At 55.9% G+C, this 13,221-nt stretch carries 11 protein-coding genes; 2 read left to right on the top strand and 9 right to left on the bottom strand.

All coding sequences use genetic code 11. The annotated features are described in order from the left end of the window. Window positions 1-66 precede the first annotated feature (66 nt). The 9 genes from nqrM to CLV83_RS04825 all read right to left on the bottom strand — a co-directional run bounded on the left by nqrM (window position 67) and on the right by CLV83_RS04825 (window position 9,011). Window positions 67-315: a (Na+)-NQR maturation NqrM gene (gene nqrM / locus CLV83_RS04865; RefSeq protein WP_132288295.1), complete on the bottom strand. Its 249-nt coding sequence runs from the start codon at window positions 313-315 to the stop codon at window positions 67-69. Further along, on the bottom strand, window positions 315-1,340 hold the full coding sequence (locus CLV83_RS04860; RefSeq protein ID WP_132288292.1) for an FAD:protein FMN transferase: 1,026 nt from the start codon (window positions 1,338-1,340) through the stop codon (window positions 315-317). The genes nqrM and CLV83_RS04860 overlap by 1 nt, the downstream gene beginning before the upstream one ends. A gap of 5 nt (window positions 1,341-1,345) precedes the next feature. After that, window positions 1,346-2,575, bottom strand: a complete 1,230-nt coding sequence (nqrF, locus tag CLV83_RS04855) for an NADH:ubiquinone reductase (Na(+)-transporting) subunit F (RefSeq protein WP_132288289.1) — start codon at window positions 2,573-2,575, stop codon at window positions 1,346-1,348. Window positions 2,576-2,613: 38 nt separating this feature from the next. Next, a complete protein-coding gene (gene nqrE / locus CLV83_RS04850; RefSeq protein ID WP_104002016.1) occupies window positions 2,614-3,222 on the bottom strand; it encodes an NADH:ubiquinone reductase (Na(+)-transporting) subunit E in 609 nt (202 codons plus the stop codon). Between the two features lie 3 nt (window positions 3,223-3,225). Then, window positions 3,226-3,885 (bottom strand): NADH:ubiquinone reductase (Na(+)-transporting) subunit D, encoded by a 660-nt coding sequence (locus CLV83_RS04845; protein WP_132288286.1) that lies wholly within the window; start codon window positions 3,883-3,885, stop codon window positions 3,226-3,228. Window positions 3,886-3,887: 2 nt separating this feature from the next. Further along, a complete protein-coding gene (locus CLV83_RS04840; RefSeq protein WP_132288283.1) occupies window positions 3,888-4,667 on the bottom strand; it encodes a Na(+)-translocating NADH-quinone reductase subunit C in 780 nt (259 codons plus the stop codon). Beyond that, complete coding sequence (locus tag CLV83_RS04835) at window positions 4,657-5,865, bottom strand: NADH:ubiquinone reductase (Na(+)-transporting) subunit B (protein WP_104002019.1); 1,209 nt, start codon at window positions 5,863-5,865, stop codon at window positions 4,657-4,659. Before CLV83_RS04835 ends, CLV83_RS04840 begins: the two co-directional genes overlap by 11 nt. Window positions 5,866-5,877: 12 nt before the next feature. Next, window positions 5,878-7,218 carry a Na(+)-translocating NADH-quinone reductase subunit A gene (locus CLV83_RS04830; protein ID WP_132288280.1) on the bottom strand — a complete coding sequence of 447 codons (1,341 nt, stop codon included), beginning with the start codon at window positions 7,216-7,218 and terminating at the stop codon, window positions 5,878-5,880. Window positions 7,219-7,577: 359 nt separating this feature from the next. Next, entirely contained in the window at window positions 7,578-9,011 is a 1,434-nt protein-coding gene (locus tag CLV83_RS04825) for a glyceraldehyde-3-phosphate dehydrogenase (protein ID WP_207894728.1), read from the bottom strand. Window positions 9,012-9,219: 208 nt separating this feature from the next. Between CLV83_RS04825 and mfd the strand changes: the two genes are divergently transcribed. Together mfd and CLV83_RS04815 are read left to right on the top strand one after the other, a co-directional pair. Beyond that, on the top strand, window positions 9,220-12,669 hold the full coding sequence (gene mfd / locus CLV83_RS04820; RefSeq protein ID WP_132288277.1) for a transcription-repair coupling factor: 3,450 nt from the start codon (window positions 9,220-9,222) through the stop codon (window positions 12,667-12,669). After that, window positions 12,669-13,217, top strand: a complete 549-nt coding sequence (locus tag CLV83_RS04815) for a CsiV family protein (RefSeq protein ID WP_132288274.1) — start codon at window positions 12,669-12,671, stop codon at window positions 13,215-13,217. The genes mfd and CLV83_RS04815 overlap by 1 nt, the downstream gene beginning before the upstream one ends. The last annotated feature ends 4 nt before the right edge of the window (window positions 13,218-13,221 follow it).

Below are 13,221 nucleotides of genomic sequence, written 5' to 3'. Positions count from 1 at the left end.
ACGTGGCCGTTACCCTACTAAAACTCAGCGGCCACGCCCATTATCTATTCGAATTACATTGTTCGATTATTTGGCTTTTACTTCGTAGGCGAGATCATCATTGCTCATGCCTGACTTGGCAGCCCCTTTGTTTCGCTGCTGCTCTTCGTCACACTTCGCCTGGTCACCGCCACAGATATCACAGGCGGTATCCATACCCAGCGCGCTCATGCCACCGCAGGAGCCTGCAATCGGCTTGCGGCCCATCAACACCCCCACCGACATGGCGGTGATGATGCAAAGTAAAACAACAAAGGTAAGTATCAAGGTATCCATCAGTTCACCTCCTGCAGAAAATGATCGAACTCCGGCGTAGAACGCTCTATGAATCCATCACCCTGCTTGATAATGAAAAATGCGGCGATCCCATGCTCTTCGGCAAACTCAGGCCCCGCCTCGTCGCCCAGCACCATCAGCGTGGTAGCCAGCGCGTCGGCCTCATAGCATTTCGGCCGCAGCACCGTTACCGATGCCAGTTTATGCGTGATCGGCCGCCCTGTTCGCGGATCGATCGTGTGGGAAAAACGCTGACCGTTTTCCTCGAAGTAGTTACGGTAGTCGCCTGAAGTCGCAATGCCAGTGTCGCTAACGCTGACCACCCGTTCCACATCGCGCTCGCCTGCCACCGGACTTTCGATAGCAATTCGCCAGTCTTTTTCACCCGGTTTCAGACCCGATGCACGTAACTCACCGCCGATCTCCACCAGGTAATCTTTGATGCCCTGTTGCTCGAGAAGTGCCGCAACCTCATCTACGCCATAGCCCTTGGCTATTGCAGACAGGTCGACGTATTGAGTACCGCTTTTGGAGAGTCTGTTACCTTCGACAGAGATATTCTGGTAACCGACTTCGCCAAGCAGACTTTCGACCTTCTCTTCCGACGGCGCCTTTATGATACGCCCATCCGGCCCGAACCCCCAAAGGTTCACCAGTGGACCTACCGTCACATCAAATGCGCCATCGCTCAGATTGCTGATACGAAGCGACTGAGTAACAACATCTGCCAGTTGTGACGACACTTCAAGAGAACCGCCAGCAGGCAGCGCGTTAAAGCGCGACAGTTCGGAGTCTTCGATATAGGTGGACATCTGCTGGTTAACCTCCTTGAGGAGGTTGTCGACGAGCGGACGCAGCTCTTCGATGCGCTCTTCGTCTGTATCCACCCAGCGAATGCTATAGGTGGTTCCCATGGTCATGCCATTAAAGCCGATGACCTCCGGCTCACGGGAGCAGCCGCTTAGAACGAAAACGGCCAGCAGCAGAGCTGCCGGCCATTTCAGGTAGTGTTTAACTACTGCCATCCGGATTAACCACCGAAGTCATCAAGCAGGATGTTTTCCGGCTCAACGCCGAGATCTTCCAGCATCTTGATAACAGAGGCGTTCATCATTGGCGGTCCACACATGTAGTACTCGCAATCTTCAGGCGCATCGTGGTCCCGCAGATAGTTTTCGTACAACACGTTATGGATAAAGCCGGTGTAACCTGTCCAGTTGTCTTCCGGCAGCGGATCAGACAGAGCCAGGTGCCAGCTGAAGTTTTCGTTCTCTTCGGCCAGCTGATCGAACTCTTCAACATAGAAGGCTTCACGGGTAGAACGTGCGCCGTACCAGAAAGAGATCTTGCGCTTGGAGTTCAGGCGCTTGAGCTGGTCAAAGATGTGTGAACGCATCGGCGCCATACCGGCACCACCACCGATGAAGACCATCTCGTTCTCGGTGTCCTTGGCGAAGAACTCACCGAACGGTCCGTATACAGTGATCTTATCGCCCGGTTTCAGACTGAACACGTAGGAAGACATCTGGCCCGGCGGGATACCCTGGCTGCCCGGAGGCGGAGAAGCGATACGGATGTTGAACTTAACAACGCCCTTCTCTTCCGGGTAGTTCGCCATGGAGTAGGCACGGATAACCGGCTCATTGACCTTGGAGACATACTGCCAAAGGTTGAACTTGTCCCAGTCGCCGCGAAAATCTTCTTCGATGTCGAAGTCCTTGTAGTGAACTTCGTGCGCCGGCGCTTCCAGCTGAACATAACCACCTGCACGGAAATCGACGTTCTCGCCTTCCGGCAGTTTCAGCGTCAGTTCCTTGATGAAGGTTGCAACGTTCGGGTTGGACTCGACGGTACATTCCCACTTCTTCACACCGAAGACATCGTCTTCAACGTGGATCTTCATATCCTGCTTGACGGAAACCTGGCAGGACAGACGCCAGCCATCTTTCGCTTCACGCAGATTAAAGTGAGACTCTTCGGTCGGCAGCATAGAGCCACCACCGTCGGTCACCTGACACTTACACTGTGCACAGGTACCACCACCACCACAGGCTGACGCCAGGAAGATACCCTTGTCCGCCAGAGTCTGAAGCAGCTTGCCGCCAGCCGGAACAGTGATCGACTTATCGGGATCATCGTTGATCTCGATGGTCACATTACCGGAACTGACCAGTTTTGCGCGTGCAGCCAGGATCACGGCAACCAGTGCAAGCACCACCACCGTGAACATGACCACACCCAGAATGATTTCTACATTCATAGGTTTATTCCATCCTTAATGCTGTTCATACCCAGCTGTTACAGCTGAACGCCAGAGAAAGACATGAAGCCCAGGGACATCAGACCAACAGTAATGAAGGTGATACCCAGGCCACGCAGCCCTTCCGGCACGTCGCTGTACTTCAGCTTTTCACGAATACCTGCCAGCGCAGTGATCGCGAACGCCCAACCCAGGCCTGCGCCTGCGCCGTAAACCACACTTTCACCGAAGGTGTAGTCACGCTCGACCATGAACAGTGCGGCACCCATGATGGCGCAGTTCACGGTGATCAGCGGCAGGAACACGCCCAGCGCGTTATACAGCGCAGGTACGAACTTATCGAGGAACATCTCGAGGATCTGGACGATCGCCGCGATAACCCCGATGTAAGAGATGTAACCCAGGAAGCTGAGGTCTGCTTCAGGATAGCCGGCCCAGGCCAGCGCGCCCTCACGCAGCAGATTGTTATAGATCAGGTTGTTGACCGGCACGGTAATAACCAGCACCACGACAACGGCAACACCCAGGCCTATAGCAGTCTGTACCTTCTTGGAGATCGCCAGGAACGTACACATCCCCAGGAAGAAGGCCAGCGCCATGTTTTCGACGAAGATCGCCTTAACAGCAAGGCTGATATACTGTTCCATGACTTACGCAGCCCCCTTCTTAGTGTTCGGGTACATGGTGTACTCCGGCTTCTCGACCTGCTCTTTACGCAGGGTGCGAACACCCCAGATAAACAGACCGATCAGGAAGAACGCACTCGGCGGCAGCAGCAGCATACCGTTACCCTGGTACCAGCCACCGTTGTTAACCAACGGCAGGATCTCGATACCGAACAGGGAACCTGAGCCAAAGAGTTCACGGAAGAAACCGACAAACATCAGCACCAGACCGTAACCCAGACCGTTACCGACACCATCAAAGAAGCTCTGGATCGGCGGGTTCTTCATCGCGAAGGCTTCCGCGCGGCCCATAACGATACAGTTGGTGATGATCAGACCAACGAATACCGACAGCTGCTTGGAGATCTCGTAGGCAAACGCCTTGAGGATCTGGTCAACCACGATTACCAGGGAAGCGATGATCGTCATCTGCACGATGATTCGAATCGAACCCGGAATGTGGTTACGGATCAGCGAGACGAAGAAGTTCGAGAACGCTGTTACCGAGATTACGGCAAGACTCATAACAAAAGCCGTTGCCAGGTTTGACGTTACCGCCAGTGCAGAACAGATACCCAGGATCTGCAGAGCGATCGGGTTGTTCTTAAGGATTGGCGTCGTCAGGACATCTTTAGTCGTGGACATAATCAAGCCTCCCCTGCACGCAGGTTATTCAGGAACGGTGCGTAACCGTTTTCACCCATCCAGTACTGCAACAGGTGAGTTACACCGTTACTGGTCAGGGTAGCGCCAGACAGGCCATCGACCTTGTGCTCGGCATCCGGAGTTTCCGCGCCAACGCTACCTTTGATCAGGCGAATTTCTGGATCGGTTTTGTCTTCACCGTAGACCTCTTTGCCCGGCCACAGTGCTTTCCAGGCAGGGTTATCCACCTCGCCACCAAGCCCCGGAGTTTCGGCGTGGGAATAGAAACCCAGACCCACTACGGTGTTCAGGTCACCTTCCAGTGCCAGAAAGCCATACAGTGTAGACCAGAGACCGTAACCGTGAACCGGCAGAATCACCTTTTCAAGATCATTGGCAGAGTCACGCACGATATACACCGGCATCACATTAGCCTGATACTTGATTGAAGCGATATCTTCGCTACGCGGTACCGGATGACCCAGCTCAGGATCTTTCGCAGCCTTGGTAGCGTTGTAGTTGGCAACCGGCTCATCGACGAATTTACCGCTGTCGAGATCGACGTAGCGGGTCTCGATCTGGGCGAACAGTTCATCGACCGACTTGGAAGCATCACTGATACCTGCCGCGGCCAGAATGTTGGACTTACGGTCCAGCTCACGGTTAGCAACCTGCTTCGGTTTCAGCAGAACCGCTGCCGCCGATACAACCACGGAGCAGATCACGCAGAGCAGGATCGTAACGGTAAGCGTTTTACCGATAGAATCGTTATTAGACGACATTGCGCTTCATCCTCCGCTTGATGTTCGACTGGACGACAAAGTTATCGATCAGCGGTGCGAACAGGTTGGCAAACAGAATTGCCAGCATCATGCCCTCAGGGAAGGCCGGGTTCACAACACGGATCAGAATCACCATCACGCCGATCAGCGCACCGAAAATCCACTTGCCGGTGTTGGTCATGGAGGCAGACACAGGGTCTGTAGCCATGAAGAACATACCGAAAGCGAAGCCGCCGAGTACCAGATGCCAGTAGAACGGCACTGAGAACATCGGGTTGGTTTCGGAACCGATCAGGTTGAACAGCGTGGACATGGCAACCATACCCAGGAACACACCCAGGACGATGCGCCATGCAGCGATACCGGCAAACATGATCACCAGACCACCGATCAGAATCGCCAGTGTGGAGGTCTCACCCACTGAACCCTGAATGGTGCCCAGGAAAGCATCAAACCAGGTCAGGTTGTTAGCCAGGATCTGATCAACACCACCCATGGCAGCCAGGCCCAGCGGCGTAGCGCCGGAGAAGCCGTCAACCGCAGTCCAGATGGAATCACCGGACATGCTCGCCGGGTAGGCGAAGAACAGGAAGGCACGGCCTGTCAGTGCCGGGTTAAGGAAGTTTTTGCCGGTACCACCGAACACTTCCTTACCGATCACGACACCAAAGCTGATACCCAGAGCAACCTGCCACAGCGGAATGCTCGGCGGCAGGATCAGCGCGAACAGTACGGAAGTCACGAAGAAGCCTTCGTTAACTTCGTGACCACGCTTCATCGCAAACAGGACTTCCCAGAAGCCGCCCACAATAAAGGTTGTCGCGTAGATCGGCAGCCAGTATGCGGCACCGTGAATGATGTTGTCCCAGACACTGTTGGGATCGAAACCGGTCAGCGCAGCGGCGATGGAGCCCTGCCAGGTGCCCGGATCGGTAATACCGAGATCCGCCATGGCTGTATTAGCCTGCAGACCTACGTTATATAGACCAGCGAAAATCGCCGGGAAGGTGCACAACCATACCAGGATCATGATGCGCTTCAGATCGACGCCATCGCGGACGTGAGCTGCGCTTTTGGTCACGTGACCCGGTGTATAGAAGATGGTATCGACCGCTTCGTAAAGCGCGTACCAGTTCTCGTACTTACCGCCCTTGTGAAAGTGCGGTTCGAGATTATCCAGAATAGATCTCAAACTCATGGCCAGCCTCGCTTACGCCTCTTTCTCGATGCGCGTCAGGTTGTCACGCAGGATCGGACCGTACTCGTACTTGCCAGGGCACGCGAAGGTGCACAGGGCCAGGTCCTCTTCTTCCAGCTCCAGACAACCAAGCTGCATCGCCGTTACGATATCGCCGGTCACCAGTGCGCGGAGCAGCTGGGTCGGCAGGATATCCAGGGGCATCAACTTCTCAAACTGACCTACGGGAATCATCGCACGCTCAGATCCATTGGTGGTCGTTGTGAAATCGAATTTCTTGCCCGCAGAGAACATCGACGTAAACATACGCAGCACAGAGAACTTCTGGGAACCCGGAGCAATCCAGCCCATGAAGTCGCGGCTGTCGCCCTCTTCCAGCACGCTTACCTGAACGTGGTAACGTCCGAGGTAGGCCAGCGGACCTTTGGCGTTAGCGCCGTTCCAGACAGAACCGCTGATAACACGGTTGTTGTCGCCGGAAACGCGGCCAGCGGTCAGCTCATCAAGAGATGCACCCAGACGGGTCTTCAGCAATGTCGGCTTGCCAACCTTGGGACCACCGAGGGCAACCACTCGCTCAACGGACAGCTTGCCGCTGGTGAACAGTTTGCCAAGAGCGATCACGTCCTGGTAACCAATACTCCAGACTACCTTTTCCCGGGAAACCGGATCGAGGTGATGGATATGGGTACCTGGGTTACCAGCCGGATGAATACCGGCAAACTCTTCAGAGCTTACACCTTCAACGCTGGGGATATCAGCACCCGGCGCCTTACACAGGAATACCTTGCCGGCACCCAGACGGGTTAGCACGGTCAGACCCTGTTTGAAGCTTTCAGACTCAGCAGCAACGACGACTGCCGGATCGGCAGCGAGGGGATTGGTATCGATTGCGGTAACGAAGATCGAGCTGGGCGTCGTGCCAACCTGGGGTACACGGCTGAAGGGACGGGTACGGAATGCGGTCCAAAGACCGGACTGCACCAGGTTCTCTTCAACTTGCTCACGACTCAGACCAGATAATTGATCAGCAGAGTAGCTGTTGAACTCAACAGACTCTTCCTGGTCATCCAGTTCAATCACAACAGACTGCAGAACGCGTCGTTCGCCACGGTTAACCGCTCGAATGACACCTGCGCCTGGTGCGGTGTACTGAACGCCTGGTGTTTTTTTATCGGTAAAGATCACCTCGCCGAGCTTGACCCGGTCCCCTTCTTTGACAGACATTGTTGGCTTCATACCAACGTAGTCCAAACCAACAAGGGCCACAGTACGCGCATCAACGGTTGCCGAGACAACCTGCTCCGGTGCGCCTGCAATAGGTAGATCCAGACCTTTATTGATCTTGATCATACGCCTCACCTAGTAGAATAAACTTTACTGGCGCCTGTAATTCGACCGAAACGCTCCCCCCACTAACCCAGCATCGCTACCGGATCAAAACGTATTTCAGTCAGCTGTATTACAGACGCCACCCAAAAATCCGGACAATTATAACTGAGCGAGCGGTTCTTTTTCTACAAACTACCTTTGCGATCAGGTACTTTCGTCGGCAATTCTCTTTCCTCTGATTACAAAAACGCCACACCTTTGCACCATATTAGTGCAACACCTATCCAGCCACTCAGCGGGCCTTGTAAAAAAATAACAAAAAAAAAGCCGCGACACTGTCGCGGCTTTTTCTATTCAGCTGATTCTCTTCAACTGGAGGCTCAGCCCTCGACCGGGAACGCCGGCAGAGTACATTTGGTGATCGCACGCGCCAGGCGAACTACCTGACAGCTGTAACCGAACTCGTTGTCGTACCAAACGTAGAGCACGCAGCTGTTACCGCTGGAGATCGTTGCCAGACCATCAACAACACCGGCTGCACGGGAGCCAACGAAATCGCTGGAAACCGCTTCCGGAGAGTTGCTGTAATCAACCTGCTTCTGCAGATCGGAATGCAGCGCAACGTTACGCAGGTAATCGTTGAGCTCATCTTTATCGACAGGCTTTTCCAGGTTCAGGTTCAGGATCGCCATGGACACGTTCGGTGTCGGTACGCGGATCGCATTACCTGTCAGCTTGCCTTCCATCTCAGGCAGAGCCTTGGAAACCGCCTTGGCAGCACCGGTTTCGGTCAGAACCATGTTCAGACCCGCAGCGCGACCGCGACGATCACCCTTGTGGTAGTTGTCGATCAGGTTCTGGTCGTTAGTGTAGGAGTGAACGGTCTCAACGTGACCGTTAACCACACCGTACTTGTCGTTCATCGCCTTCAGGACCGGCGTAATGGCGTTGGTGGTGCAGGATGCAGCAGACAGGATCTGATCAGCATCGGTGATGTCGCCATCGTTCACACCCATAACAATATTCTTAACGCCCTTACCCGGGGCCGTCAGAATAACGCGGGAAACACCTTTGGATTTCAGGTGCAGGGCCAGGCCATCAGCATCGCGCCACTTACCGGTGTTATCGATAACCAGCGCGTTATTGATACCGTACTCGGTGTAGTCGATGGTATCCGGCGCATCGGCGAAGATCACCTTGATCATGTTGCCGTTAACGATAAGCGAGTTGGTCTCTTCATCAACCTGGATAGTGCCTTTAAAAGAACCGTGAACAGAGTCGCGGCGCAGCAGGCTGGCACGCTTCTCGAGGTCATTTTCAGCACTGCCCTTACGCACAACGATCGCTTTCAGGCTCAGGGAATGACCTGCGCCGGAACGATCGATCATCAGACGAGCCAGCAGACGACCGATACGGCCGAAACCGTAAAGTACAACGTCGGTTGAAGGTGTCGGTTCACCACCGAGGGCGCCAGACAGTTCAGCTTCAAGGAACTCCTTCAGAGTGCGACCAGCGCCCTCATCACGGAATTTAACGGCCAGCTTGCCGATATCGACGTGAGCATCATTGAGATCCATCTCACTTACCGCCTCGAGTACCGGGAAGGTATCCACGACGGACAGCTCTTGACCCTCAACCTGGCGAACATAACGATGCGCCTTGAGGATATTAATAACGGAACGCTTAACGATCAGGCGGCCGTAGATAGAGATCTCAACGTTGTGATCACGGTAGAGACGACCGACCAGGGGTACCATCGCTTCAGCGATTGCTTCACGGGCATTCCAGTCGGCTAAAATCAGTTCTTGGGTCACGGGCGGTAGCTCCGAAAATTGTGTCAGCTCAATTTTGGTGCGCGTATTATCACTATTTCGGGGCCTGCGGGCAAACCGACAGAGGTATACTTTTGTACCCCCGTCATCGCTCAGGTTTAATTGGTGCTGCGCGTCGCCGTCTCGGTCGCTAGAATAGCGGGCCTTTGTAACGCCCCATACCAGTCCATGCACTAAAAAGGAGTTTCGCGTGCCCGTTCGCTTTGAACCCTCGGTACCCCAGAACCCTGGAGATGTAAGACGCATCGGCCAGGTGAACGGTAGCGCCACCGGCCTGCTGATCGAGTCGCTCCAGGGTCGTCATAAAGGGCCAATCCTGATGGTCTGCCGCGATAGCGAAAGCGCGGCCCGCGTCGCCGGTGAAATCGGCTTTTATTGCGGCAGTGATATACCGGTCAGCCTGTTCCCGGACTGGGAAACCCTGCCTTACGATAACTTTTCTCCACACCAGGATATTATTTCGACCCGGCTTGAAGCTCTCTTCAAGCTGCCGGCGATGACCAAGGGCGTACTGGTTATCCCCGCATCGACGCTGATGCAGCGAATCGCACCACCGAGTTTCGTCACCGGCAATTCGCTCTGGCTGGAGAAGGGTCAGACCATCAACCCGGAACAGATGCGTCAGCAGCTCTCTGATGCCGGATACTCGCTGGTCGATACCGTTTACGAACATGGTGAATTCGCCATCCGCGGCGCACTTATCGACCTGTTCCCGATGGGAAGTGACATCCCCTACCGTATCGACCTGTTTGACGACGAGATTGATACGCTGCGTACATTCGACCCCGAGACTCAGCGCTCGGTTGATCATATCGACAAGATCCGCCTTCTGCCGGCGCGGGAGTATCCCTTCCACAAGGATGCGATCACCCGTTTCAAGCAGCGCTGGCGTGAAAGCTTCGATGTGGACTACACCCGCTGCCCGATGTACCAGGATATCTCTTCCGGCCTCACGCCTGCGGGTATCGAATACTATCTACCGCTGTTTTTCGACGACTGCGCCACGCTGTTCGATTACCTACCCGCCAACACCTTGCTGGTCCAGCAGGCAGGACTCAACGATGCCGCGCAGCAATTCTGGCGTGAAGTAGGCTCACGCTATGAGGAACGCGCCTGGGACGTGCAGCGCCCGGTACTCAAGCCCGAAACCCTGTTCCTTGCGCCCGACACGCTCAACCTGGCGTTTAAGGCTTATCCGGCACTGCGCCTCAACCCCGAAGCGGAAGAGAACCGTCCAGGTCGTGACAACCTGCCCTGCCAGGAGCCACCCTCGCTGACAGCGCCTCAGGGAGCACAGGACCCGCTATCGCTGTTTAAACAGCTGCATCAGAACAGCAACCAGTCGCTGCTGATCTGTGCCGAATCTGCCGGCCGCCGTGAATCGCTGATCACGCTCGCGCAACGCTCTGGCCTCAAACTACGCGAATACCCCGATTGGCAGGCGTTCAGCCAGGATCCGGCAGCGCTTGGTATTACGGTATACCCGCTGGAACACGGCTTGAATCTGGAAGATGTTCAGGTCGTCACGGAAACCCAACTGTTCGGCCAGCAGGTGTTCCAGCGCCGGCGTCGCGAACGCGAGCAGACCGACTCCGATCAGTCCGTGCGCCACCTCTCGGAACTGGAGATCGGTGCGCCGGTGGTCCATATCGATCACGGCGTCGGCCGTTACCTCGGACTGCAAACGATCGAAACCGACGGCGAGGTTAACGAGTTCCTGACGCTGGAATACGCCAATAACGCCAAGCTTTACGTGCCGGTTTCGTCGCTACACCTGATCAGCCGCTATTCCGGCGCCTCCGACGAGGCAGCGCCTTTGCATCGCCTGGGCACCGAACAGTGGTCCAAGGCACGCCGCAAGGCCGCTGAAAAGGTCCGCGACAGTGCCGCCGAACTACTCGATATATACGCCCGCCGCGCGGCCCGCGAAGGCCACAGCTTCGAGTGTCCGGAAGAGGATTACCAGAAATTCGCCACTGGGTTTCCGTTCGAAGAAACCCCGGACCAGGCCAACGCCATCGAAGCCGTGGTGCGCGACATGCGCTCCTCACAGCCGATGGACCGACTGGTTTGCGGTGATGTGGGCTTTGGTAAAACTGAAGTCGCCATGCGCGCCGCGTTTATTGCAGTGCAGGCGGGACAGCAGGTTGCGGTGCTGGTACCCACCACTTTGCTGGCACAGCAGCATTTCGATAACTTCCGCGACCGCTTTGCCGACTGGCCTGTGAACGTGGAACTGATTTCCCGCTTCCGTAGCGCCAAACAGCAGCAGACCATCGCCGGCCAGGTCAGCGAAGGCCAGGTCGATATACTGATCGGCACCCACAAGCTGCTGCAGGGCGATCTGGAGTTTAAACAGCTGGGCCTGGTGATTATCGATGAGGAACATCGCTTTGGCGTACAGCAGAAGGAGCGCCTCAAGTCGCTACGCGCAGAGGTGGACATTCTGACACTGACCGCGACACCGATCCCGCGCACGCTGAACATGGCGATGTCCGGCATGCGCGATCTGTCGATTATCGCCACCCCGCCTGCCCGCCGCCTGTCGATCAAAACCTTCGTGCGCGAATCCGCCAAGCCGATGCTCAAGGAAGCGATCCTGCGTGAGCTCCTGCGCGGCGGCCAGGTGTATTTCCTGCACAATGAAGTCAAATCGATCGAAAAGACCGCTGCCGAGATCAGCGAACTGGTGCCTGAAGCACGTGTAGCCATAGGTCACGGACAGATGCGCGAACGCGAGCTGGAACAGGTGATGACGGACTTCTATCACAAGCGCTTTAACGTGCTGGTGTGTACCACCATCATCGAAACCGGTATCGACGTACCCAACGCCAACACCATCATCATCGAGCGCGCCGACAAATTTGGCCTGGCCCAGCTACATCAGTTGCGCGGCCGCGTCGGACGCTCTCACCATCAGGCCTACGCCTACCTGCTGACACCACCACCCAAGGTGATGACACCGGATGCCACCAAACGCCTCGAGGCGATCAGCCTGTCTAACACGCTCGGCGCCGGTTTCACCCTGGCCACCCATGACCTGGAGATTCGCGGCGCTGGCGAACTCCTGGGCGAAGAGCAAAGCGGCCAGATCCAGAGCATCGGTTTCAGCCTTTACATGGAAATGCTGGATCAGGCGATCAAATCGATCCGCGAGGGTAAAACACCCAACCTGGATCAACCGATGAATCACGGCAGCGACATTAACCTGCGCGTGCCGGCTCTAATACCGGATGACTATCTGCCGGACGTCCACAACCGCCTGATTATGTACAAGCGGATCTCCAACGCCAGCGATGAGCGCGGACTGGACGAACTGCAGGTGGAAATGATCGACCGCTTCGGCATACTGCCACAACCAACCCGCAACCTTTTCCGCCTCACCGCGGTTAAGCTGCGTGCCGATAAACTCGGCATCGCCAAACTGGAAGCCAACGACCGGGGCGGTCGGATCGAATTTACCGCCGACACCCAGGTTGAACCGCTGACACTGGTAATGCTGGTACAGCAACAACCCAACCGGTATAAACTGGACGGCGCCAACGCGCTTCGGTTCACACTACCGATGGCAAAACCTGAAGACCGCTTCCACTGCATCGAAGGCCTGCTTGGCCAGCTGACACCCAACGAGGGAGACTGATGACAAACCGCATAAAATCAATGCTCTGCGCCCTGCTGCTCTGTGTCGCGGCACCGGCATTTGCAGCCGGCAACTACACGATCGAAGTCGTTATTTTCGCGCAGAACAGCTACGGCGCCGGCGCCCTGCCCTATAACGCCAGCGCGCCCAATGCACAGCCCCCTGCGACCTCTGGCGCACGTTACATCAGCAGTTACAACGGCTCGCCCTACTCCCAGCTGGAAGCGATGCCATCAAGCAGTTTTGTATTGAGCGACGATGCGGCACGCCTGAAGCGTGAAGGGTACCAGATTCTCTGGCATGGCGGCTGGTTCCAGAACGTCAGCACAGGACGCAATCCGGAGATTCGGATCAACACCGGCGATGGCCGCGTTGACGGCACCATCCGCGTGGACCGCAGCCGTTACCTGCACTTCAAACCGAACCTGCTGCTGACCCGAAACGGGGCCCAGTATCAGCTAAAACAGTCGCGCCGCATGCGCTCCAGGGAGCTGCACTACCTGGATCATCCGCTGTTCGGCGTTCTGGTTTACGCCAGACCGATCTGACCGC

Source organism: Marinobacterium mangrovicola (genome assembly GCF_004339595.1).
Taxonomy (GTDB): Bacteria; Pseudomonadota; Gammaproteobacteria; order Pseudomonadales; family Balneatricaceae; genus Marinobacterium_D; species Marinobacterium_D mangrovicola.
Note: the sequence above shows the minus strand (reverse complement) of the source record. Positions and strands in the feature narration are given on the sequence as shown.

Coding starts and splice junctions, on each gene's coding strand:
- nqrM (WP_132288295.1), bottom strand. CDS start 315: ATGGATACCTTGATACTTACCTTTGTTGTTTTACTTTGCATCATCACC.
- CLV83_RS04860 (WP_132288292.1), bottom strand. CDS start 1,340: ATGGCAGTAGTTAAACACTACCTGAAATGGCCGGCAGCTCTGCTGCTG.
- nqrF (WP_132288289.1), bottom strand. CDS start 2,575: ATGAATGTAGAAATCATTCTGGGTGTGGTCATGTTCACGGTGGTGGTG.
- nqrE (WP_104002016.1), bottom strand. CDS start 3,222: ATGGAACAGTATATCAGCCTTGCTGTTAAGGCGATCTTCGTCGAAAAC.
- CLV83_RS04845 (WP_132288286.1), bottom strand. CDS start 3,885: ATGTCCACGACTAAAGATGTCCTGACGACGCCAATCCTTAAGAACAAC.
- CLV83_RS04840 (WP_132288283.1), bottom strand. CDS start 4,667: ATGTCGTCTAATAACGATTCTATCGGTAAAACGCTTACCGTTACGATC.
- CLV83_RS04835 (WP_104002019.1), bottom strand. CDS start 5,865: ATGAGTTTGAGATCTATTCTGGATAATCTCGAACCGCACTTTCACAAG.
- CLV83_RS04830 (WP_132288280.1), bottom strand. CDS start 7,218: ATGATCAAGATCAATAAAGGTCTGGATCTACCTATTGCAGGCGCACCG.
- CLV83_RS04815 (WP_132288274.1), top strand. CDS start 12,669: ATGACAAACCGCATAAAATCAATGCTCTGCGCCCTGCTGCTCTGTGTC.